The sequence below is a fragment of the Psychrobacter sp. M9-54-1 genome (assembly GCF_016613355.1).
Taxonomy (GTDB): Bacteria; Pseudomonadota; Gammaproteobacteria; order Pseudomonadales; family Moraxellaceae; genus Psychrobacter; species Psychrobacter faecalis.
The window spans coordinates 109,087-133,327 of sequence record NZ_JADGFW010000026.1; the positions used below are offsets into that span (position 1 = coordinate 109,087).

Below are 24,241 nucleotides of genomic sequence, written 5' to 3' on the forward strand. Positions count from 1 at the left end.
AAAGCAAGTGTTTACAGGCGCTGATTAAGCCGACTGACAGCAGCAATCAGCGCCACCATAATAATACCCATAATAATAAGAATCCCCGACATCAGGTGCGCTGCTTCGTAATTTAGCGCCTCTACTTGCTCATATATCGCAATAGAGACAACCTTGGTCTCACCTGAAATGCTGCCACCTATCATCAGTACCACGCCAAATTCGCCAATGGTATGCGCAAAACTGATTAAGCCGCCTAGAATAATACCGATACGCGCTTGCGGTAGGACAATTTTTATAAAACGTCTAAGACGGCTAGGTTCTAATAAGCTTGCCACTTCCATCACGCTTTGGGGAATACGCAAAAACTGAGCATAGACGGGCTGAATATAAAAGGGCAGGGAGTAGATGATAGAGCCAATTACCAGCCCTTCAAAGGTAAAAACCAAAGGGCTGATATTATGCTCGATAAGCCATTGTCCAATACCGACGCTCGGGCTGAGTAATAATAATAAATAAAAACCAATGACGGTAGGCGGCAAAACAAGAGGCATCGCAATGATGCCCATCAATAGAATCTTTATACGCCCAACGATATTTCCTCGGCTAGGCTTGGCAAGCCAATAGGCCAATGGCGTCGCAAATAACAATAAGCAAAGGGTGGTAATGCTGGCAAGCTTGATGCTTACCCATACCGGCAGCAGCATGTCTGAAATAAGAAACTGGGACATCATAGCGTGATTATCTATCTACCTTTTATCCAGTGCGCCGCTGATAGGGCATTATTTATGCTGTCACGTTATTTATAGATCGCTTGCCTTGATAACGTGTTACTTATGTCACATTTCACTTATTTCACGAAGGCAAGCTTATCAAAGGGCTAAAGTATTCACTTGAGCAAACCTAATCCGTCCTTATTCTTTCGATAGATTGCTACAAACAAGCTACTTAACAGCCAAATAACCCGCTTTAGCAAAATAGGCCTGTCCAGCAGGCGAGCGCAGGTAATCAGTAAAATCTGCTGCGCTAGCAACATCGGTAATAACGATACCGTCCTGCAGGATAGCAGGATAAGAGTCGGCTGGTAAAATATAAAATTGCTCGGGCGTCGCTTTGATGGCTGTCACTTGCGACTGGGCGACAAAGCCATAATCGACATTACCTGTGTGGGCATATTGAAAAGCTTGGCCAATATTTTCCGCCTGAATGATGCGCTTTTTTGCCGTTAGAGAGTCGTAAAGGTTTTGTGCTTGTAAATAAGCCTTGGCAGATTCGCCATAAGGCGCAAGCTCAGGGTTGGCGATAGTAATTTTCGTCTTGTCATCACGCTTTAATAACTCAGTCAGTGTACTCTGATTCAAACTATCAACCGGCTTGGCCGCGCTATAAATAGAGAGTTGACCTTGAGTATAGGTAAACGGCGTCCGACTGCTGTCACCTTTAAACATCCCATCTACCAATTTAGCCGGAAACTCTTGGTTGGCGGCTAAGAAAATATCGTAAGGTGCGCCGGCAGTGATTTGCGAATATAGCTTACCTGAAGAAGCAAAGGTAACCTCAATCTCTTGATTGGGCAGGTTCTTATCTTTTTTATAACCTTCGATGATTTCAGGCAATACGTCCGATAAATTGGCGGCGGCAGCAATGCGAATGGCTTCACTAGGTTGAGTGGTCTGTGGTGCGTTTTCTGTAACCACTGCGGTTTCATTAGGGCTGTTTTCTTGGCTACAAGCGCTGAGTATTAAAGCCAAGCACGCGGATGCGCCCAATGTTGCTATCGATTTATACCGTTTTAAATAAGAAAAATTGGTAAGGGGTTGATGCTGAGCATTTGATGGTTTTGAGTGCATAACCTACATCCTCTACTTTAAAAAAGAACAATAGTCAGTAAAAATGAATAATTTTGCAGTATATATCAGTTTTTTATAGTTATTGGCTTAATTATTTTCTAAACGATATGCATATCACGACTACCTATTTTTCATCAATGTTATTGAGTGAGTCATCATTAATTAACCGTTAATTAGCCATTATTGCTCAGCCATTTTGAAGAATCATCTTGATAGTATTCCTGTTTCCACACCGGAATATCGGCTTTAATGGTATCTAATATCCAGCGGCAAGCGTCAAAAGCAGGATAGCGATGGGCAGAAACCACACCAACCCAAACTGCCACATCGCCAATCTCTAGCGCGCCAATACGATGGATAGCAATGGCATGGGTAATCTCAAAACGCTTTTTGGCTTCTTCGATGATGGCGCGGCCTTGATTGATGGCCAAATCTTCATAACCATAATAGGTTAGGCGGTTAACGCTCGTGGCATTATTATGGTTGCGAACACGCCCCTCAAAGCAGACAAAGGCACCGCAGCTGTCATCATCGAGCGTTTTTTTAAGGCGGCTTTCATCAATATCGGTATCTAAAAGCGCAAAACCATCACGTTCAGCGATGAGATACGCCTCATCGATGCTACGTTTGATGCTCATCGATTGCCCATGTACGTTGTCTGTCATTTATTTCTCTGCCTATAGTTAATCTTAAAAATTCTGTACAAAAATGTGCTACTGATATAAATCTTCCTTGCTTGCTGTGCCTACGCAGACAGAGGCTACGGAAAATTTATACCGGTAGCACCATGTTTATTTTATAGTGAGTTCACTCTAGTGTTTAACAAGGTGTTTAGCTGTTAAGCGGCGCGCAAAGTAACGCCCCTCATAAAAAGTAGATAAATAAATAAACGGTTTTCAATTAACCATTTGAATTAACCACCAGCGACTGGGGTGATAAACACCACACTATCGCCGTCATAAATCTCATCTGTCCATTTCACAAAATAGTCATTTACCGCCACACGTAGTTCTGACTGCGGACGACTAAAGCGATGCTTTTGGCGCAGCTGCTCATATAGCTCAGTTAATGAGGTCGACTGTGGCACCGTAACTTTTTCTTCATGACAATTGGCTTCATCAGCTAAGCTGGCAAAGTATAAAACGTTGATATCCATCGTCGCATTTGTCTCTGTATTGCTTTCTACTAAGGTGCTCATGGCAATCTTCCTTATTTTTTAAACTGCTTATTCATTGTTTAACTGTATGTTTTTCAAGAATTTATGATTTTTAAAGCACTTTTACGCATGCTGATAGTCGGATTTACCGCCCGTTTTTTTCATCAGATGAATATTGTCAATCACAATATCATGCGAGATGGCTTTGGTCATATCATAAATGGTCAAGCAGGCAACGCTAACCGCGGTCAGTGCTTCCATCTCTACCCCAGTTTTATGGGTGACTTTGACGGTAGCGGTTACGGTAATGCTCTGGTGCGCATCGTCATATGCAAAGCTTAAACCAATCTTATCTAAAGGCAAGGGATGGCAAAGCGGAATGAGGTCATGGGTGCGTTTGGCCGCCATGATGCCAGCGATATGAGCAGTTTGAGTAATGCTGCCTTTTTTGGTCATACCATCAGCAGCTTTGATTTGATCATAAATGGGCGCTGGAAAAATTACTTGTCCACTCGCATGGGCTTCTCTGGTAGTGGGCGTCTTGTCACTCACATCGACCATGGTAATATCACCGTCGCTGTCTAAATGCGAGAGGCCCGATTGATTGCTTGGTTGATTGTTGGTTTTTGGATTGTCACTATTCATTCTTTATTTCTCTTAGAAAACGAATTTCTCTTAAACGGTCGGCTCTTTTCAATAAACGTTTTTTTAAGTTGTTTAGTTCATGAGTCGTTTAAAGCTAAACAAGCACGGACAAAATCTTTAGGTGTATTAAAATTGGTTAACTCTTGCCATACTTTGGCAAAAGGTACCGTTTGCACAATTGGCTTAATAAATTTCATCACCTGCCGCTGACCATTGTCGATATAATGCTTTAAGTCAGGTTCAATACTTAAACGATATAAAGCTAACAAAGGGTATAAATGACTGTCATCAGTAAGGCAAATGACTGACTTATCTGTGTCTTGCGTAATATAAGGCCGCAGTTTTTGCCATAAACCCATGACAGGGATTAAGCTATCGCAGCTAATAACCAGCAGCCAAGACGATTTAGTATCTGTTATTTTGGTGAGATTATTAGTGTTTTCTTGTGGCGTCAATGCTTGCAGTGCTGCTTCAATCGCTACCAACGCCCCGCCTGTTTCAATCGAGTTGTCATCTTTGTTAGAAAGACTTTTGCCAGATAGCTTTGTGTCAGATAGTTTTTTGCTACAAAGACCGTTAGCAGATAAGTAGTCAGCAATACAAAAAATTGGCGATTGCGGTTTTTTCTTAGTCAAATCTACATGGACGCTAAAACCACGTCCATTATCGGCAATCATAATAGGTAGATTGCTCATCATTGCGCTGCTTAATTCAAGCGCTTGCCTGACGTGATAATCAAGCAGACGTTCGCCTGTTGGCAGGGTAAGCTCAGCTTTTGGCGACCCCATACGTTTGGAGGCGCCACCTGCCAAAATAACGATACCTGCTAAGCGCTTGGATTTATCCACTTCGTCTGATTGGACTAAGCCATCTGCAACTGCAAGCATGAATTAGTCATGACCTGGGTTGGTACGCATAAAGTGCGGCACAAAATTACAAGGACGCGTGCGGCTATCAAGCTGCTCTTGTAAGATACCTTCCCAAGCAGTGCGACAAGCACCTGATGAACCGGGCAGGCAAAAAATCCCCGTGCCATTTGCCATACCAGCGACGGCGCGCGATTGGATGGTCGACATGCCGATATCGTCTTTTGAGATTAAGCGGAACATCTCGCCAAAGCCATCGACCGATTTATCAAATAATACGCCAACCGCTTCTGGCATGCTGTCGCGGATATAAAAGCCAGTACCGCCGGTAGTAATAATAGCGTGCACCTCAGGGTCGGCAATCCAGTTACTAATGACGGCTCTGATTTTATAAATGTCATCAGTTATCAGCTGACGGTCGGCAAGTTGATGACCTGCTGCGGTTAATTGGTCGACCAAATATTGCCCTGAGGTGTCTTCTGCAAGAGTACGACTGTCAGAAACCGTTAAAATAGCAATGTTAAGCGGGGTAAAAGGTGCTTGCAGCTTACTCATGGATGTTCCTTAACGCTTGTTATAAAAATTAAAAGTTTTTATGATAAATCAATTAGCCACCAATCATCGACAAATTATGCATCATGCCGCTGTTTGATTCGTGAAGGTGATGATGCTCAGGTTTAATCGGCATAAAGCTGTGCAGTGTATTCACAAGCCCGGCCACATCATCTTGCTCGAGATACGGACGAATATCGTAGTTACCTTGGTCGAATAAGCACAAATGCACCTTACCTTGACTACTGACGCGCAAGCGATTGCAGCTGTCACAAAAATGGGCAGCATAAGGGGCAATCATGCCGATACGACCTTTATAATCAGGGTGGCTATATTCTATCGCTGGACCATCGGTGCTGCCACGCTCGTGGGTTTGCCAGCCGTGCTTGATTAAATAATTGGTAATGATATCGGACTGTGCGTGCTGGGCAAAAAACAAATCGCTGTTGTCACTGGTCTGCATAAATTCGATAAAGCGATAGGTAACGGCTCTGTCTTTGACATAGTTGATCGCATTCATCAGATTTTCAAAGGCGGTTTCTGCCATCAAAATACTGTTTATTTTTAGCTTAATATCTGTGGTCGCAAGCAAAGTATCCATATCAGCCAACAGCTGCGGCAACATATCAAAGCCCGTCATCTTATGAAAAGTCGCGGCGTCAAAGCTATCCATACTAATATTAATTTGATTCAGGCCAGCCGCTTGCCAAGCTGCTAAGTGTTTGCCAAGTTTATAACCATTACTGGTCATAGCAACCGTTTCAATGCCTTCGGTGTTTTTGATGGTTCTGATAATGTCTACCACGTCACGACGTATAGACGGCTCACCGCCCGTAATTCTTACCTTTTTGGTACCGACTTGAGCAAAACCACGTATTAAGGTCGCAATTTCAGTGACGCTAAGCTCACCCTTAGGCGGTTTACCTTGGTAGCCATTTGGCAGGCAATACTCACAGCGAAAATTGCAAAAATCAGTAATCGATAGACGCAAATAGGTAAGACGTCTTGCGAAACCATCGGTCAATGGTTGAGAGGGCGTAGTCGGGGAATACGACGTGATAGCCGTTTTCGATGATGAATCACCATCAAAAATAGCGGGTGCAGCGGCAGGCGAATACAGTTGCGCATTGCCTACGGTGGGGGCAAGATGGTTCATAGATGATTACCATTAATATTAAGTATAGTGTGTACTTTTAGGCGTTGCCTCAGGTTGTGAGTAGGAAGTTTCATTTAGGTATGATTATGACAGCTTATGGGCAAATAACCATTCACCATAAGTGACCCAAAAACTACCACCAAAGTAGTAGTAGCACTTGATAGTAGTTCATCAGTTTCTCATGATTAACCGCATAAAGAATTATTAACTATGTAACCATTAATTCGCTATGCAAGGATTAATAATTGAGTGCTTAACTGTATAACCAAGGAAACGGCTGAACTTGCACTTGCTCGCCAGCGGCTACATTGCCAGAATCCTGCGCCAATACGATAAAGCAATTGGCGTGGCTCAGCTGCTTGATACGGTGGGATTGTTGTTTGCTAAAGCTTTCAACGTAAAATTCGCCAGACTCCGTTTGCGATAAAATGCCTCTTTGAAAATCCTTACGTCCCGCTGCTTTTTTGATATCGTTTTTAAGCGTTGCGGTCAAGCTAAGCTGCATAGGTCGCTCTTGAGGCGCAGTGCCTGCCATTTGCCATAACGCTGGAATGACAAATTGTAGGCTGCCAACGACGGTCGATAGCGGATTGCCGGGCAAACCAAAATACAATACGGGCTTGGTAAGGTTTTGCGTCAGCTCACCAAAGACAAACGGTTTGCCAGGTTTCATGGCGACTTTATAATGATTAATCTGCCCAAGCTGCTCAATGACCGTGGTTAAAAAATCATAATCACCAACCGACACGCCAGCGGTAGAGATAAGCACGTCACACTCTTGCATCGCTTGGGTTACGGCAGCGGTGGTTTTATCTAAATCATCAGCAATGATGCCATAATCGCGAATAGTGACGGGCAAGCTTGAAAGCAAGGTTTTTAGCGTCGGGGTGTTGGAGTTATAGATTTGCGCGAGGCTGGTCAGCTCATTACCTATGGCAATAAGCTCATCGCCTGTTGCAAGTATACCAACGGTTAAAGGCTGGTAAACATCGACTTTATCAAAGCCTAAATTCGCTAATAGGCTGATATCAGTAGGATTTAAGCGTTTACCTTTTTGTAATACCGCCTCATCAGCCTCGATCTCTTCGCCTTGCTTACGGATATTGTCGCGAGGGTTAGCAGCTTGACTAAGGGTAATAGTATAAGGCTTTGATTTATCTATGCTGTCTTTTATGGCGGCAAAATTGGTATTTTCTTGCATAACGACCGTATCGCAGCTGTCAGGAACGACGGCGCCAGTAAAGATGCGCACCCCTTGTCCTGCGGTAATTACGCCGTTATAAGGACTGCCAGCTTGCGACTCACCGATGATCTCAATCGTACTGTCGGCGCCAAGCATGCTGCCTTGTGCCAGCGCATAACCATCCATCGCCGATAGATTTTGTCTAGGGACGGCAAACGGTGAGATGATATCTGTTGCCAAAATATGATTGCGACTGTCTAATAAATCATAGCTCACGATTGTCCTTTTACCGAGCGGATAGTCGTCATTATTATAAGTTTCTATGCGCTGCGTTATTTTTGCAGTAAGCCCTGCGACAGTAATCATAATTCCCTACTTATTTTATTTATATTAAACTTATACAGCCATCACAATGGTATAACATAAGAAGATACGTTATACCATAAGACTCACTTTATATCATAACAACTGCTTTATGGTATAAAAATTAGCTGATTGATACTAAATAACTGACAGAAAATGGCTTAGCCGCGGAAAATATTTTCTTGTTCAAGCGACATCTCGATGCCTTCGATATCAGCGTCATTTGCTAAGGTAAATAAGTAATCGCGCAACGATTGGTGAAACGCTTGTTGGCTGAGCTTATTATGAATCGCAGGGCTGACTTGCTCATAAGTCATCTGAATGCCAGGCTCTTTGGTTAGCACGTCGACAACATGAAAACCATAACGGCTCTCGATAGGGCTTGGCGCCAGTCCTGCATCCATTTTAAATAACGTGCCTTCAAATTCTGGTACAGTCTGACCTTTATTAATAATGCCAAGCTCGCCGCCTTGCTCTTTCGATGGGCAAGCGGAATGCTGGCGCGCCAGTTGGATAAACTCGGCATCGGGGTTGGCATTATTTTTGATTTGGTCGATAAGTGCGTAAGCGGTTTTTTTAAGCTTTAATCGCTCATTGCCGTCTTCGGGCGGACACGCCAATAAAATATGGCGCACGCTCATAATGGGGTCGGTTTTAAAGTCAGTGATATTCTGCTTATAATAACGCTCGCAGGTTGCCATATCTGGTATCGTTGCTTGCACGTTTTTTTCTATTAAACTTGAGATGGCTTTTTCTTCATCGTCAAGCCATGTTGTCTCGCCAAGGCTTGGCTCCTCTAAAACCGCAAGGCGAAGCAGTTCACGCACGACTAAGGCTTGCGTCGCTAAAAATACCGCGTCTTCTTTATTCGGGGCAGGATGGTATTGCAGCTCTTGGGCAATCGCCGTTCTATCTATCATCACGCCATTGACCGTCACCGATGGCAGCTCATCACGGCTAGAGGCAATCAGGTTTTTATGGTTGCTGCGCTCTTCTGCCATGGCTTTTGCGATAAACTCTTGGTCAGAATGCGGTTTTTGCAAATCATTTAGGGTTGGCATATCCCGCAAGATATCATCACCACGACCCGTCGGAGCATGGCTATGACTATGATGGTCATGGTCGTGACTGCCATGCTCATTATGAATGTCACTATGCCCATGAGTGTGTTGATGGTTTGCATGGTCGGCTGGATTATAAGTACTGACAGTCATGGCGTTACTCCACTAAGGGTTTTGGTAATAGAAATTTTAAAATACGATATCATGTTACTGAGAAAAATATGGCTAATAAAAATTCGCTTTAAAACAAGTTTTATGAAAACCATAAGTATTAAGACTATTTATAAAGGTCTAAACAAAAAAATAGAGCCACCTTTAAATATTTACTCACTAATGAAGCGTTTAAAGGTGACTCTAATGGCAATTGCTCACTGACTTTATATTTCGGTGGTGTGTCAAAAAGTATGCTGATTAAAACTTGAACAATTTTTGAAGCCTTGAAAGCCCTATAGAATCAGAGAACTTAGCATAGATTTCTTATTGACTTCTATCGCCAGCATACTTTTTAGAACACCACCTATATTTCTTTAACAAAGTATCGAGCGTATTTTTCGCACCCTCAATACTTTATTAAATGGATCATTTAAGCCAGCTCTAGGCTCATTTTAGGGCCAAACGGCTCATAATGAACGCTATCAACGCCATGGTCTAAGGCCATTAGACCATCGATGATGCTTTCCATAAACATCATAGAACCACAGACATAAATATCAGCAGGCTTTGGTAAGTTAGCAAGCCATGCTTCATCTAGGATTTGCCCAGATTCAAAGTAAAAAATGTGCTTTTCTACGTTGTCGGCGGCGGCAAGTAATTCATTAACTTTACTATCAAAGGCATGATGCTCTTTATTCTGACAAGCATAAACCCAAACGATAGGACGTTTTGGATTGGCGGTGACTTGCGCCTCTAACATCGACAAAATTGGAGTGACACCAACGCCTGCGCTCACCAGTACCAACGGAATATCATTTTGCTGAATTAAGTCTTGGTTAAGCTCAAAATCGCCAGCTGGGGCAGATAATAAGATCGTATCGCCAACGTCTAAGTGATCATGTAAATGGTTTGATACCAAACCATAGTGCTCATTACGGTTGTCGCGTCTAACGGCAAATTGGATGCCTTTATCGCTCGTGGCTGAGTATAAAGAATAATGGCGTAGAGCAAGATGGTCGCTGTCTTCTGGGTCGGCTTTGACCGTGATGTATTGACCTGCGCTCAGGCTTAATTTGCTTAAATCAATATCGTCGTTCACGGGAACGACAGTAAAGGCGGCGATATCTGTCGCGGCTTCTACTTTTTCAGTGATTTTAAACGGCGCAAAACCTTCCCACATTTCTTGCTCATACATGGTTTTTTCTAGCTGAATAAAGACATCAGCAATTTCATCATAAGCTTCAGTCCACGCATCGATGATATCATCGTTGGCGGCTTCGCCCAATACTTCTTTGATAGCGCCTATTAAGTGATGACCAACAATCGGGTAGTGCTCGGGCAAAATTTGCAAGGCGCGGTGTTTATGGCTGATTTGCGTGACTTGCGGTAGTAGGACAGCCAATTTATCCAAGTGCTTTGCTGCGGCCAAAACCGTCATAGCCAGTGCAGTCTGCTGGCGGCCTAATTTTTGGTTGGTTTCGTTAAAGATATCTAAGAGTTCAGGGTGTTGGTTGAACATGTTTTTATAAAAGACGGTCGTAATTGCTGTGCCATGTTCTTCAAGTACAGGAACGGTTGCTTTTACGATCTCTAGTGTTTTTGGTGACGCCATGGTGGATCCTTTAGTGATTTACACAGTGATAAGTTTAGAAGCGTTAGCTCAGTGTATGAGCGTAATAACCTTCATTAAACTGCTTTAGAAAACGCTGGGATTGAGCGTTTAGCGGTCTAATAATTAATATTTTACCATAAGATTCATTAAAAATGAATCTTATGGTATCGTAGCTTTATCTAAACTTGAATGCTGTATCACTATTGTGGCTATTCCTATTAGGAACGTTTCTATTGCGAACGTTTCTCTCTCACAATCTGATAACGGCGACCGAAATACCAGATTGGCGCACTGATAATATGGATAAGCCGGGTGAACGGGAATATCGCAATCAGTGTAATACCGAGTGCCATATGCAGCTGATAAATCAAGTCGGTTTGCTCGATACGCGCCGCTGCCTGCCAAGGTCTTAAAATGGTAATATCTTGTGCCCAGCCGGCCAAATTCATCATGGTATAACCATCTAAATGCTTGACTGAGGTAAAGATAGAAATTAGACCAAGATTGAGCTGAATAAATAACAACACCAGTACCAGCTTGTCTGAGAACGTCGAGGTGTGCGAGATACGCTCATCGGTAAAGCGCCGCCATAGCAGCATGACCAGACCAAACCAACAAAACACCCCTGCGATACCACCGACGACCACCGCTAAAATCTGCTTGTTGCCGGCGCTAATAAAGCGGTCGTACAGAAAGTGTGGCGTCAACATCCCAAATAAATGGCCGAGCAAAACCACGATAATACCAACGTGAAAGAGGTTGCTGGCAAGGCGCATGTTTTTGCTTCTGAGCATCTGTGTTGAGCCGGATTTCCATGAATACTGAGATAAGTCAAAACGTACCCAAGTACCAATGATTGCAATGGTCAACGCAATATACGGATAAACACCAAAAAGGAAGATTTGTAGCCAATTGAGGTTGGCGACAGACTGTACACTCGGATCTGCAATATTCATGTCATCTCTCCTTATTATTGTTTAACCGGTTGGCTGGTTTTAAAATCGACCCAATGTACAGGGGCATCGACCGTATTTGTCGCGGGAGTGGGTCGAACGCCCGCTTTGGCCGCAAGATTTTGGGTACTCGTTTGTGACGGGCAGCGATCTTCTTGCTGCGCATCCAAAAACGTCACCACTTCCTCTTCCCATTCTTTATCTAGCGCCTCAAAGGTGTCGTCGCGCTGTTCTTTGCTGATTTGCTCTTGGTACTCTTCAACGATAGCAAGTGGCTTACCAGCGATTTGCAATAGTGCATTAAAGCAGCCTTGATAAATACTGTCGCGATTCTCTAATCGAGCAGCAAGCAGGGCGATAATATGGCTAACATCGGCAATATCCATACGAATCTGAATATCGTCATTAATCACCGACGCTTGATAGGCTAAAAACTCAAGATATAAAGGCAGATAGTCGGGTAATTCTTTAACACTAATCTCAAAACCGGCTGCTTCATATTGACCCATCAAATCGACCATCGCTTGACCGCGATCACGCGATTCGCCGTGTACGTGCTCAAACAACCACAGCGATAGCGAACGACCGCGCTCAAACAGACCGTCATAACGCGCTTGTGCTTCAAGGCAGCCGGTATCGATTAAATCTTCGATCAAGTCGATGATTTGGGTGCGTACTTCTGGGCTAATCAGCGTCGAGCGTGCGACAATTTCGGTACAATCGGCGAGGGTATCACCACTAAATAGCTCATTGTTTGGATAATCTATCAGTAAGCTTAATACCTTGAGAATCATCAAATCCGAAGCACCGATAGTCGGGGGTGTCATAGGTTCATGCACGGAATGACTGTTAGGAAATTGAGTAGTTTGCATCTTATGACTCCCATTTTTGGACGGTATCGATGAAATCACGGCGATTGGCTTTACGTTGTCCAAACATACTGTTGTCAGAATGTCCTGAACAGCCTTCGCCAAAGGTGAAGCCGCAACCGTTACGCTCAGCAAAAGCGTCACTTAAAGCTTCTTCGCGGTGCGCGGTTGGGATGACAAAACGGTCTTCGTAATTGGCGATTGCCAAGTAGCGATACATCTCTTCTACTTGCAGTTTGGTCAGACCCACATCGTCCAAGATACTTTGCACTTCTTGTTTTTCTACCAATTGCATACGTTTGTAGCTACGCATGGCAAGTAGGCGTTTTAGCGCCAAACGTACAGGCTCTTCATCGCCCGCGGTTAGCATATTGGCAAGATAGCGCAGCGGAATACGTAAGCTGTCAACATCCGGAATCAGACCATCCATACCAACTTTACCGGCTTCGGCGGCGTTCTGAATCGGTGATAATGGCGGTACATACCAAACCATCGGTAGCGTACGGTATTCAGGATGCAATGGCAGAGCAAGTTTCCAATCCATCGCCAGTTTATAAACAGGCGAGCGCTGGGCTGAATCAATCACCGATTGCGGTACGCCATCTTTTAGTGCTTGGGCGATGACCGCAGGATCATTAGGATCTAAGAACACATCCAACTGTGCTTGATAAAGGTCTTGCTCATTCGGGGTGCTAGCGGCTTCGGCGATTTTGTCGGCATCATAAAGTAGGACGCCTAAGTAGCGGATACGGCCAACACAGGTTTCAGAGCAAACTGTTGGCAGACCTGCTTCAATACGCGGATAACAAAAGATACATTTTTCAGATTTGCCCGATTTCCAGTTGTAGTAAATCTTTTTGTACGGGCAGCCTGAGATACACATACGCCAGCCGCGGCATTTTTCTTGGTCAATCAAGACAATGCCGTCTTCTTCACGCTTATAAATCGCGCCGCTTGGGCATGACGCCACGCAAGTTGGGTTCAAGCAATGCTCGCACAGACGCGGCAAGTACATCATAAAGGTGTTTTCGTACTGGCCATAAATATCGGCTTGGATGTTGTCAAAGTTTTTATCTTTACGGCGCTTTTCAAACTCTGAACCTAAGATTTCCTCCCAGTTCGGACCCCACTCAATCTTTTGCATACGCTTGCCAGTAATGGCTGAGCGCGGGCGGGCGATAGGCGAGTAGTTACCGAGCGGGGCAGTATGCAAATGCTGATAATCAAAATCAAAGGGTTCGTAATAATCATCAATCTCTGGCAAGTCAGGGTTGGCAAAAATATTTGCCAACACGCGGAACTTACCACCGATACGCGGGTTTATCGTGCCGTTGGCGTTACGTATCCAGCCGCCATTCCATTTATTTTGATTTTCCCACTCCTTGGGATAACCGATACCAGGCTTTGATTCAACGTTGTTGAACCACGCGTACTCCATACCTTCGCGGCTGGTCCAAACGTTTTTACAGGTGACCGAGCAGGTGTGACAACCGATACATTTATCGAGGTTAAGCACCATGCCGACTTGTGAACGAATTTTCATGGGGTGTGCTCCAAGCTTTTGTATAAAAGCAATTAATATAAGTACTTATCAGTAGCAATGTATAAACGTGCTATTAACCATCAAGGGTGGTTGGCAATGGGCGTGGTAACGAGTCATCTGGTTTTTCTTCCAACCAGTCGATTTTCGACATTTTGCGAATCACGACGAACTCGTCACGGTTACAACCAACAGTGCCATAGTAGTTAAAACCGTAAGACTGCTGCGCGTAGCTGCCAATCATGTGCGTCGGTTTTAAGATAGTACGGGTCACTGAGTTGTGAATACCGCCGCGAATACCGGTTTGCTGTGAGCCTGGTACGTTGACCAATTTTTCTTGGGCGTGGTACATCATCGTCATGCCTTCTTTGACGCGCTGACTAACGATGGCGCGCGCGGTAATGGCACCGTTAGCGTTAAAGACTTCAATCCAGTCGTTATCGACGATACCGGCTTTTGCAGCATCGACTTCTGATAACCACACACAAGGACCACCGCGGCTCAGCGTCAGCATGAGCAAGTTTTCAGAGTAAGTACTATGAATACCCCATTTTTGGTGCGGTGTTAAAAAGTTCAGCACGATCTCTTTATTACCGTTGGGCTTGGTATTTTGGATAATCTCCGTCGTCTTGGTGTCGATAGGCGGACGATACTGCTGCATTTGCTCACCAAACGCCTGCATCCAAGGGTGATCTTGATAAAATTGCTGACGACCGGTAATCGTACGCCAAGGAATCAGCTCATGGACGTTGGTATAACCGGCGTTATAGCTCACTTCATCAGATTCAATACCTGACCACGTCGGGCTTGAGATGATTTTGCGTGGCTGCGCAACGATATCTTTAAAGCGAATCTTTTCATGCTCACTGGATTTCGCCAAATGCGTATGGTCGCGACCGGTAAATTCAGACAATGCTGCCCAGCCTTTAACGGCAACGTGACCATTGGTTTCAGGAGCCAGCATCAAAATCATCTCAGACGCATTCACCGCAGTATTCAGACGAGGACGACCTTCAGAGATACCCGGCTCAGTGACACGGTGGTTTAAATCACCCAGTTGTTTGACCTCGGTTTTCATGTCCCAATTCAAACCTTTTGAGCCATTGCCCAGTTTTTCTAAAGCCGGACCCATAGAGGTGAATTTCTTATAGGTGTTAGGATAGTCGCGCTCAACGATTTTAATCATCGGGCAGTTTTTACCAGGAACTGGTTTTTCGCCAGCGGTTTTCCAGTCGGTGCCGCCAAATGGCTGCGCAAGCTCGCCTGGGCTATCATGCTGCATAGGCAGAGTGACCACATCGGTTTCCACGCCCAAATGACCTTTTGATATCTCAGAGAAGCTCTTAGCAATGCCTTTATAAATCTCCCAATCCGATTTAGATTCCCAAGCAGGGTCGGTGGCGGCGGTTAATGGGTGAATAAATGGATGCATGTCAGAGGTATTCATGTCGTCTTTTTCATACCAAGTTGCGGTCGGTAGGACGATATCAGAGTACAAACAGGTCGAGGACATACGGAAATCAAGCGTTACGACCAAGTCAAGCTTGCCAGTAGGGCCTTTTTCTACCCAATCGACTTCTTTTGGCTGCAAATGACCCGTCGGGTTTTCTTCGTTAAGCAGACCGTTTCTAGTGCCCAAGAAGTAGTGGAGCATATATTCATGACCCTTACCTGATGAACCCAAGAGGTTTGAGCGCCAAATAAACATATTGCGCGGGAAGTTCACCGGGTTGTCTGGAGACTCACAAGCAAAGCGTAAGCTGCCGTCTTCTAATGAGTCGACCACATACTCTTCCACGTCTTTACCGCTGGCTTTTGCGGCGGCGGCAATGGTCAATGGGTTGCTGTTGAGCTGCGGCGCTGATGGTAACCAACCTGCGCGCTCTGCTTGGATGTTGTAATCCAGCATGTGCTCTGGGAAGAACTTTTTATTAGCATTTGGTGAGAGAATCTCATGGGCTGAGATGGTCTCATGACGCCACTGTGAGCTGTGCTCATAAAAGAAGCTGGTACCGGCCATTTGGCGCGGTGGACGATGCCAATCAAGGGCAAAGGCAAGGGGTAACCAGCCAGTTTGTGGGCGCAGTTTTTCTTGACCAACATAGTGCGCCCAGCCGCCGCCAGATTTGCCGATACAGCCGCACAGCATGAGCATATTAATCACGCCGCGATAGTTCATATCAAGGTGATACCAGTGGTTCATACCCGCACCGATGATAATCATCGATTTACCATGGGTTTTATGAGCGTTTTCAGCAAACTCGCGAGCCACTTGAATCACGCGCTCACGGCTAAGGCCGGTAATCACTTCTTGCCAAGCTGGCGTGCCCGGTACGCTTGCATCGTTATAATCATCGGTGACGTGCTCGCCGCCGACGCCATTGTCAACACCAAGGTTGGCCACGGTTAAATCAAATACTGTCGCAACGATGGCGGTGCTGCCATCGGCAAGGGTAATGGTTTTGCAAGGGACGGTTTTTTGCTGGATAGGCTCGCCTGGTACCGAGGTAAAATGCGGATGATCCACATGACCGAAGTAGTCAAAGCCCACGACACAAGTCTCAGCGCTGTCTTTTAAGGTTAGCGTCAGATCGATATCTTCACCTGTGGTACCGTTTTTTTGCTCAAGATTCCACTTGCCTTTTTCGCCCCAACGGTAGCCGATTGAGCCCAGCGGAGAGACCAATTCGCCGTCATTATTTAAGGCAATGGTTTTCCATTCAGGATTGTTTTCTTGACCCAAATCATCGACCAAGTCAGAAGCACGCAGGTAGCGACCCGCACGGCGCGCGCCATCTTCACCTTCTAGCATTACAAGCACCGGCAAATCGGTATAACGTTTGGCGTAGTCTAAGAAGTAATCGCTTGGCTGTTTGAGATAAAACTCTTTGATAATGACATGACAAAACGCCTGCGCCACTGCCGCATCGGTACCTTGTTTAGGATTGAGCCATAAGTCGGTGAGCTTAGAGATTTCTGCATAGTCAGGGGTGATAGAGACGGTTTTCGTGCCTTTATAACGTACTTCGGTAAAGAAATGCGCATCTGGCGTCCGCGTTTGCGGCACGTTTGAGCCCCAAGCGATGATATAGTCAGAGTTGTACCAATCGGCTGATTCTGGTACGTCAGTTTGCTCGCCCCAAACCATCGGTGAGGACGGAGGTAAGTCACAATACCAGTCATAAAATGACAAACAAACACCGCCGATAAGCGATAAATAGCGGCTACCAGAGGCGTAACTGACCATCGACATCGCAGGAATTGGCGAGAAGCCAATAATGCGGTCCGGCCCAAAGGTTTTGGCTGTATAAACGTTGCTGGCAGCGATGATTTCGTTGACCTCTGCCCACGTTGAGCGAATAAAGCCACCAAGACCACGCTTAGATTTATACTGTTCAGCTTTGATAGGGTCTTGGACAATGCTGCCCCACGCATCGACAGGGTCAGGATACTGAGCTTTGGCTTCGCGCCATAATTTTAGTAGCGGTTTACGTACCTTTGGATATTTGACACGGTTGGCTGAATACATATACCAGCTATAGCTTGCGCCGCGAGGGCAGCCGCGTGGTTCGTGGTTTGGTAAGTCAGGGCGGGTTTCAGGATAGTCGGTTTGCTGGGTTTCCCACGTCACCAAGCCGTTTTTCACATAAATCTTCCACGAGCAAGAACCGGTACAGTTGACCCCATGCGTTGAGCGCACGATTTTGTCATACTGCCAACGGCTACGATACACGTTTTCCCAGTCACGAGACTCATCACGCGTCTCGCCATGCCCATCGGAAAATTCGCCCTGTTTACGTTTAAAAAAACGGAATTGGTCGAGTAAATGGCTCATTTCGCTATCCTTTGTTTTATTGCCTATGGTGTATCTAAAGCTGAGTGCCGCATGCTGGTATCGTCGTACTTGACTCGATATTGGTATGCACCTAAGCCGTAAATATTATTTCAATAGCGTCATTTTAAGTAAGCCATAGCACCCTTACTATCCGCTAACATGAGCAGAGCACTACCACCTTAGTAGTAGCTGCTAAAAATAAAAGTACTGGAAAATGGCGGCTAAATAGCTGCTCAGTGACGGAGTGTGACGTTGATAATAAAGCCAATCATGAGCAGTAAAAATTTAAAATAAAAAAAGTGCTACTTACATGGGCAAGTAGCACTTTATAGATTTAGTTTTGCTTGTATAAAAGTCGCTTTAAAGGACTTATAACACAGCCGTTTTAGCAAGGAATCTCAGCATTCGGGCGGCTGTAATACCACCATGTCAACACAATACAGAGGACATAAAAGATGATTAAGGAGATAAAGGTGCCATCGATACCCAGCCCTGAGCCGAACATTTTTGGCACAAAGAAAGCGCCATAAGCGGCAACCGCTGAGGTAAAGCCGACCACTGCTGCTGACTCTTTACGTATCTCGACAAACAGCTCTTCTGTACCCGCTTTTTCAGGCTCACGGCGGTCATGAAAGGTTCTAAAAATAACCGGAATCATGGTAAAGGTTGAGCCGTTACCGATACCAGTGGTAATAAAGAGCACCATAAAGGAGATAAAGTAGCCGACAAAGCTGCCGTCACTGGTCTCACTAGGTAAGAAGTACATCACCGCTAGTACCGCTAGTACCATCACGATATAGTTCCAAAACGTGACCTTTGCGCCGCTGGTTTTATCAGATATCCAGCCCCCTAATGGGCGAAATAGCGCGCCAACCAAAGGCCCTAAAAAGGCAAATTTAAGTGCGTCAATAGCAGGGAAGGAGTTTTTAATCAACATCGGGAAGGCAGCAGAAAAGCCAATAAAAGAGCCAAACGTCGCCATGTAAAGGATACACATAATCCAGTTATGTTTGCGTTTAAAGATAACCGATTGGTCTTTGAACGACGCTTTAGCAGTGGCAATATCGTTCATGCCAAACCAAGCCAATGCCGTAAATAGCAAGATAAAGGGTACCCAAATAAAGCCTGCATTTTGTAGATAAAATAATCGACCGCTGTCAGATACTTGTGGATCGCCGCCCAAGCTACCAAAAGCGCCAATTAAGATAATCATCGGTACCACAAACTGCATGACAGAGACGCCTAGATTACCCAAACCAGCGTTTAGGCCAAGCGCTGTACCTTGTTCGGCTTTTGGATAAAAGAACGAAATATTGGACATAGACGACGCAAAGTTACCACCGCCAAAGCCGCATAGTAGGGCGATAATGGCAAATATAATAAATGGTGTATCAGGGTTTTGTACCGCAAAACCCATCCATAGCGCGGGTATTAATAAAGATAAGGTGGATATCGCTGTCCAACGACGTCCACCAAAAATAGGTACCATAAAAGAATAAAAAATCCGCAGCGTCGCCCCTGACAGCCCCGGTAGCGCGGCTAGCCAAAATAGCTGTCCGCCATCAAAATCAAAGCCAATCTCTGGCAAGCGCACGATGACCGCACTCCATACCATCCATACTGCAAACGCCAATAGCAAAGATGGAATAGATATCCATAAATTTCGCGTGGCGACTTTTTTGCCGCCGCCTTGCCAAAACTCTTCTACTTCAGGTCGCCAGTCAGTAATGAGCGTACCACCTTTGAAGTTGTATTTATTGCCCATACTCTTCCTCACTTATTGTCTTTATAAAAAATAAGTATTTATAAAAAATGATAACTCACGGTACTTTGTTATCGGGATAATGAGTATTCATACATAGTGGTATACTGATGGCTAAAAGGGGTATAGTAGTAATAGAATTATTACCAAAAGTTTGGTTTTTTAATGATTAATAAGCGCATTTGTTATTTTAAATACGGATGGTTTTGAATGTCGACGGTTTTAAAATGAACGATTTTAATAGTGTTATTTACTCCCTGTTTTCGCTAATTTGCTAGGTGAATGCCATTCATGAGGTCTAAACAACACAGACAGTCTTTATCGCTGCATGCTTGGGGCGCTATTTTGATCATAGCCACCTTAGCGGTGATGTCTACGCTAGGAAGTGGCGCGCTGGCATGGGTGGCAAGGTCGGATGCTGAGGCCATTAATGTGGCAGGTTCGGTGCGTATGGCAACTTACCGTCTCAATTTTCAGATAGCCACGGATTTTTCAGATGACCATCCTTTTAGTCCAAGTTTACATGTTGGACAAAACAGCGTAGGCGATAAAACCAATGAGCAGAGCGCCAAACAGGATAAATTAGACTTTGCCAATAAAACCACCGCTGAAAAGATAGATATTCTCAGCCGCGATATGGAAAATCGACTCGAAGAATTGCAAGTCTATCAGCTGACGAGCGCCAATCGACATGTGCGCATCAATGAGCAGCTTAAAGAGATAAAAGAGCAGTGGTATCAAGATTTAAAGCCAGCGTTATTGGCGCAAGACAAGCAAGGGTTTTATAGCGTCTCGTCGCGTTATATCGAAGATGTCAATGACTTCGTCGGTGAGCTGCAATACCGAAACGAGCAGCGCCAGACATGGCAACAAAACTTACAAATCCTCTCATTGCTGCTTATCGCTATTATCGTATTAATCGGCATGCGCCGTTTGCAAAAATCGGTACTCCTGCCCATTCAGCAATTGATTAAAGCCAATAACCAATTTAAACGAGGGCAGACTCAGACGCGCGTATCCATCAAGGGCTACCGAGAATTTGAAGTATTGGGCAGCTCATTTAATGACATGGCGGGCACGATTGAAACCTATCAGCGCTCGCTTGAGAGTGAGGTGCAAATAAAAACCCAGCATTTGGTCAAAGCCAATCAAGTGCTATCGCTGTTTTATGACTTTTCAAAATCGCTGACCACTAGCCAAGTGAGCTTATATCAGCTCGATGACTTGATTGCAGACTTTAGCAAGGCGCTGCCGCATTTAGAATTTACCTTATGTATTCAAAATAAATATATCACCAATAAAAATGCTATCGTGCTGCACGGCGAAAAAATGAAAGAGCTGTGCAAAAAGCTGAGCTGTGAAAGCTGTGGCATTAAAAATGGCGAACATACCAAGTCTTATCCTATCGTCCATCAACAAGAAACCTTTGGGGAGTTGCGTGTATGTCCAAAGTCGACACTGGTCATGAATCGCTCTTTTGTCACGGATGGCGACGATAATGCTGATAGTCATAGCAATATAACACCAGAACAGCGTATTCAAATGACCGAAGTGGGCAATATTTTTCCGTTTGTCAGTGCCGAGTTGGATGCGCAAAATGACGAGCTGATTGTGGCGCTGACCAATTTAATCAGTACCGCCTTATCACTGCGCAAACAAAGACAGCAAGAGCATCAGCTGATTTTGTTTGAAGAACGCTCAACCATTGCCAGAGAATTGCATGACTCCTTGGCGCAGTCGTTGTCTTATTTAAAAATCCAAGTCAGCGTTCTTGAGAGACATTTAAAAAATGTGGGCAGTGAGCCAGTACAAGCGCCTGTTTATCAAAACATTGAGCAGATAAAAATAGGTCTGGGCTCCGCTTATCAGCAGTTAAGAGACTTGTTGGTGACGTTCCGCTTGACTATTGATAATGATAATTTTGATGAAGCACTGCGTGATGCTGCCAGTGAGTTTGCCTCCAAGGGCGATTTTAATATGACCGTGCACAATCGGATTATGACGCTCAATTTAAGCGCCACTGAACAGATAGATTTGATACAGATTGCCAGAGAAGCGCTATCAAACATCAGCCGTCATGCCAAAGCAAAAAACGTAGAGATTCAATTGGCGTATGAGGACGGTGATAAATATATCGTTATGAGTATCATCGATGATGGCGTTGGCATGTCAGGAAGTGTCGATCAAACCCAGCATCACGGCCTCATCATTATGAAAGAGCGCGCCCACAACATCGGCGGTGAGCTTATTGTCACAGACAATCAACCGCAGGGTACCATCGTCACGGTCAGATTTGCGCCCAACTTCTTTGATGAAAAAAATACCCAAGACGCTTACTTATAATCGAATAAAATTACTCTTTTAGATAATAGATTTATCATTTTCGCTGTTTTTACTTTGCCATTTTTTGATTTTTTAAGCAGTTTTTTTGAGTAAGAGAGTTTTTGTACCATTTTTTCTAATTTGTGAGTATGTTATGAGCACTAAAGTTTATACCAGCATGTCGCCTGCGCGTCTATTATTGGTCGATGACCATCCGATGTTACGCCGCGGTATCTCTGAATTACTAAGCCTTGAGGACGATGTCGAAGTCGTTGGCGAAGCCAGTAATGGTCAAGAAGTATTGGCATTTTTAGAAAATAACGACGTGGATTTGGTGATACTTGATCATAAAATGCCGGTACTGACCGGTATCGAAACTTTACGAGAAATCAAAGCCAGAAATATCAATACCAAGACCGTGTTGTTTACGGTTTCAGATAGCGGCGAGGATGTCCAAGAGGCATTAAAATTGGGCGTCGATGGTTATCTACTAAAAGATATGGAGCCTGAGCTGATTATCATTGATATCAGAAAAATCCTGCGCGGCGAGCTGGTCATCAGTCCAAACCTTGCCTCGATACTTGCCCAAACCTTGCGCACACCCAGTATCGAAGATATCGCCAGTAATTTGACCAGCCGAGAGCTGCAAGTGATTCAGATGATTGCTGAAGGGCTGAGTAATAAAATGATTGCCAATAGTTTAGATATCGCCGAGTCGACAGTAAAAGTCCATGTCAAACATATCCTCAATAAAACGGGTCTGCGCACGCGTGTAGAAGCGGCGGTGTGGACGGTCAATCATTTATCTAAATAAAGAAAGCTTTAAGCGTGACTTCCTTATCCATTACTTCCTTATCCATTACTTCCTTGTTCATTAAAAACTTATGGATTTGCGTGTATGATGGTTGTTGTTTATAAAGTTGCCTAGCAGTATAAACGAAACATGTAGAGGATTGAGAGGCGCTACAAAACCGAATACCTGCTGTAAGGATTTATGATGACATCTAACTTATTTGACCAAAAAACCGCTCATGCGACTGCTGAGGTCACTATTTATAAAGACAGTGATTTGCGCGCCCTAACCGATAACTTACGGCAAGCGCATGATGTCATAAAAAGTGACGCAGGGGAGTGGGTGTTACTACGCCATGCAGATGTGGTGGCGGCGGCTTTAGATGATAAGCGTTTTTCTAGTCAGGTGTCGCGTTTTTTGCAAGTACCCAATGGTTTGGACGGCGCAGAGCACGAGCATTTTAGGGCGCTGATTGATGGTTATCTTAGTAAAGAAGCGCTACTGCCTTATGTCTCTATTTTTGACAAGGTCGCAACAGAATTGATGAGTGAGCTACCAAAAGGTAAAATGCTCAATGCAGTCGATGATATCGGCGCGGTATTTGCCGTCCGCGCCCAATGCGCATGGCTTGGCTGGCCTACTGAATTGGAGCCAAGGCTTTTACAATGGATGTGCGACAATCACAGCGCTACTCGCTCAAAAGACGACGTAAAAATGGCACAAGTCGCGCAAGACTTCGATGATATTATCCGCTCGGTGTTACAGCCATATCGTAATACTGACGAAGTGGCTGGCATGTTTAAAGCGAGCACTGCTGAAACCAAAACTGCTGAAAACAACATTGCTATAAACAACGTCACTAAAAACAGCCTTGATATGAATAGCGTCACCGCTCAATTATGCCGTGAGCGTATCGATGGGCGGGAGCTGAGCGAAGCCGAATTGGTTTCTATTTTGCGTAATTGGACTGGCGGCGATTTGGGGTCTATCGCTTTGTGTGTCGGCGTTATCATCGCTCATATTGTCAAGCATCCTGAGCAAGTAAACTTCTGGTCACGAGCTACTGATAGCGAACTTGAGGCTATCATCGACGAGATATTACGAATTGACGATCCTTTCGTCTCAAACCGCCGTATCACTACGTGTCCCGTCTCTATTGGTGCGCACAAGCTACCCAAAGGCGCGCGCGTACAGTTAAACTGGACGTCAGCCAATCGTGACGAAGCGGTGTTCGGTGATAACAGTTTCGACCCTCAAAAGCAAGCCGCTGCTAACGTGGTTTATGGTATCGGCAAGCACGTTTGCCCAGGGCGCCTGCTTGCTACTTGGCAGCTTAGAATTGCTACTCAAGCATTATTGACCCATTTTAAAGACATACAGTTGGCGGCGGGCTTTTCTTTACAGCGTGAGCAGCCACCATTGGGCGGTTATAGACATGTGCCTGTGGTGCTAGCTTAAATCGTTTCATCTTATATTGAGATAAATATCGCCCCCATTAAAACACCCACTTAACGTTTGCTAAGTGGGTTTTTTTTCGGTAAAAAGCTATTATGAATAATTAACCCCAGTTCGGGATAAGCCACATTGTAAC

19 protein-coding genes are annotated in these 24,241 nt (G+C 44.7%); 3 read left to right on the forward strand and 16 right to left on the reverse strand.

The window, feature by feature from the left end; all coding sequences use genetic code 11:
* Nucleotides 1-11: 11 nt before the first annotated feature.
* The 16 genes from modB to IQ457_RS11145 form a co-directional block, all read right to left on the reverse strand.
* Nucleotides 12-713 (reverse strand): molybdate ABC transporter permease subunit, encoded by a 702-nt coding sequence (gene modB, locus IQ457_RS11070; protein WP_200663260.1) that lies wholly within the window; start codon nucleotides 711-713, stop codon nucleotides 12-14.
* Nucleotides 714-923: 210 nt separating this feature from the next.
* Nucleotides 924-1,730, reverse strand: a complete 807-nt coding sequence (modA, locus tag IQ457_RS11075) for a molybdate ABC transporter substrate-binding protein (protein WP_242465425.1) — start codon at nucleotides 1,728-1,730, stop codon at nucleotides 924-926.
* 272 nt (nucleotides 1,731-2,002) lie between these two features.
* Nucleotides 2,003-2,494, reverse strand: a complete 492-nt coding sequence (locus tag IQ457_RS11080; RefSeq protein WP_200663264.1) for a molybdenum cofactor biosynthesis protein MoaE — start codon at nucleotides 2,492-2,494, stop codon at nucleotides 2,003-2,005.
* Nucleotides 2,495-2,742: 248 nt separating this feature from the next.
* Nucleotides 2,743-3,027 carry a MoaD/ThiS family protein gene (locus IQ457_RS11085; protein WP_200663266.1) on the reverse strand — a complete coding sequence of 95 codons (285 nt, stop codon included), beginning with the start codon at nucleotides 3,025-3,027 and terminating at the stop codon, nucleotides 2,743-2,745.
* A gap of 81 nt (nucleotides 3,028-3,108) precedes the next feature.
* Nucleotides 3,109-3,630: a cyclic pyranopterin monophosphate synthase MoaC gene (gene moaC, locus IQ457_RS11090; RefSeq protein WP_200663267.1), complete on the reverse strand. Its 522-nt coding sequence runs from the start codon at nucleotides 3,628-3,630 to the stop codon at nucleotides 3,109-3,111.
* Nucleotides 3,631-3,707: 77 nt separating this feature from the next.
* Nucleotides 3,708-4,517 (reverse strand): molybdenum cofactor guanylyltransferase, encoded by an 810-nt coding sequence (mobA, locus tag IQ457_RS11095; protein WP_200663269.1) that lies wholly within the window; start codon nucleotides 4,515-4,517, stop codon nucleotides 3,708-3,710.
* 3 nt (nucleotides 4,518-4,520) lie between these two features.
* Nucleotides 4,521-5,051 (reverse strand): molybdenum cofactor biosynthesis protein B, encoded by a 531-nt coding sequence (gene moaB / locus IQ457_RS11100; RefSeq protein WP_200663271.1) that lies wholly within the window; start codon nucleotides 5,049-5,051, stop codon nucleotides 4,521-4,523.
* A 52-nt stretch (nucleotides 5,052-5,103) separates the two neighbouring features.
* The gene (gene moaA, locus IQ457_RS11105; RefSeq protein WP_200663273.1) at nucleotides 5,104-6,204 is read right to left on the reverse strand and encodes a GTP 3',8-cyclase MoaA; all 1,101 of its coding nucleotides are present in this window, start codon (nucleotides 6,202-6,204) and stop codon (nucleotides 5,104-5,106) included.
* Between the two features lie 253 nt (nucleotides 6,205-6,457).
* Nucleotides 6,458-7,753: a molybdopterin molybdotransferase MoeA gene (locus IQ457_RS11110; RefSeq protein ID WP_200663275.1), complete on the reverse strand. Its 1,296-nt coding sequence runs from the start codon at nucleotides 7,751-7,753 to the stop codon at nucleotides 6,458-6,460.
* A gap of 158 nt (nucleotides 7,754-7,911) precedes the next feature.
* On the reverse strand, nucleotides 7,912-8,811 hold the full coding sequence (locus tag IQ457_RS11115; protein WP_446737545.1) for a peptidylprolyl isomerase: 900 nt from the start codon (nucleotides 8,809-8,811) through the stop codon (nucleotides 7,912-7,914).
* A 583-nt stretch (nucleotides 8,812-9,394) separates the two neighbouring features.
* On the reverse strand, nucleotides 9,395-10,576 hold the full coding sequence (locus tag IQ457_RS11120; protein ID WP_200663279.1) for a globin domain-containing protein: 1,182 nt from the start codon (nucleotides 10,574-10,576) through the stop codon (nucleotides 9,395-9,397).
* Between the two features lie 230 nt (nucleotides 10,577-10,806).
* A complete protein-coding gene (narI, locus tag IQ457_RS11125; RefSeq protein ID WP_191690522.1) occupies nucleotides 10,807-11,532 on the reverse strand; it encodes a respiratory nitrate reductase subunit gamma in 726 nt (241 codons plus the stop codon).
* A 14-nt stretch (nucleotides 11,533-11,546) separates the two neighbouring features.
* Entirely contained in the window at nucleotides 11,547-12,356 is an 810-nt protein-coding gene (gene narJ / locus IQ457_RS11130; protein ID WP_242465431.1) for a nitrate reductase molybdenum cofactor assembly chaperone, read from the reverse strand.
* Nucleotides 12,357-12,402: 46 nt separating this feature from the next.
* Entirely contained in the window at nucleotides 12,403-13,941 is a 1,539-nt protein-coding gene (gene narH / locus IQ457_RS11135; protein ID WP_068404987.1) for a nitrate reductase subunit beta, read from the reverse strand.
* Nucleotides 13,942-14,014: 73 nt separating this feature from the next.
* Nucleotides 14,015-17,773, reverse strand: a complete 3,759-nt coding sequence (locus tag IQ457_RS11140; RefSeq protein ID WP_200663282.1) for a nitrate reductase subunit alpha — start codon at nucleotides 17,771-17,773, stop codon at nucleotides 14,015-14,017.
* A gap of 385 nt (nucleotides 17,774-18,158) precedes the next feature.
* A complete protein-coding gene (locus IQ457_RS11145; protein ID WP_200663285.1) occupies nucleotides 18,159-19,538 on the reverse strand; it encodes a NarK family nitrate/nitrite MFS transporter in 1,380 nt (459 codons plus the stop codon).
* Between the two features lie 288 nt (nucleotides 19,539-19,826).
* Between IQ457_RS11145 and IQ457_RS11150 the strand changes: the two genes are divergently transcribed.
* The 3 genes from IQ457_RS11150 to IQ457_RS11160 all read left to right on the forward strand — a co-directional run bounded on the left by IQ457_RS11150 (nucleotide 19,827) and on the right by IQ457_RS11160 (nucleotide 24,108).
* Nucleotides 19,827-21,878, forward strand: coding sequence for a histidine kinase (locus IQ457_RS11150; RefSeq protein ID WP_200663287.1), 2,052 nt, complete (start codon nucleotides 19,827-19,829; stop codon nucleotides 21,876-21,878).
* A 133-nt stretch (nucleotides 21,879-22,011) separates the two neighbouring features.
* Entirely contained in the window at nucleotides 22,012-22,671 is a 660-nt protein-coding gene (gene narL / locus IQ457_RS11155) for a two-component system response regulator NarL (protein WP_200663289.1), read from the forward strand.
* Nucleotides 22,672-22,851: 180 nt separating this feature from the next.
* Entirely contained in the window at nucleotides 22,852-24,108 is a 1,257-nt protein-coding gene (locus tag IQ457_RS11160; protein ID WP_242465426.1) for a cytochrome P450, read from the forward strand.
* Nucleotides 24,109-24,241 lie beyond the last annotated feature (133 nt).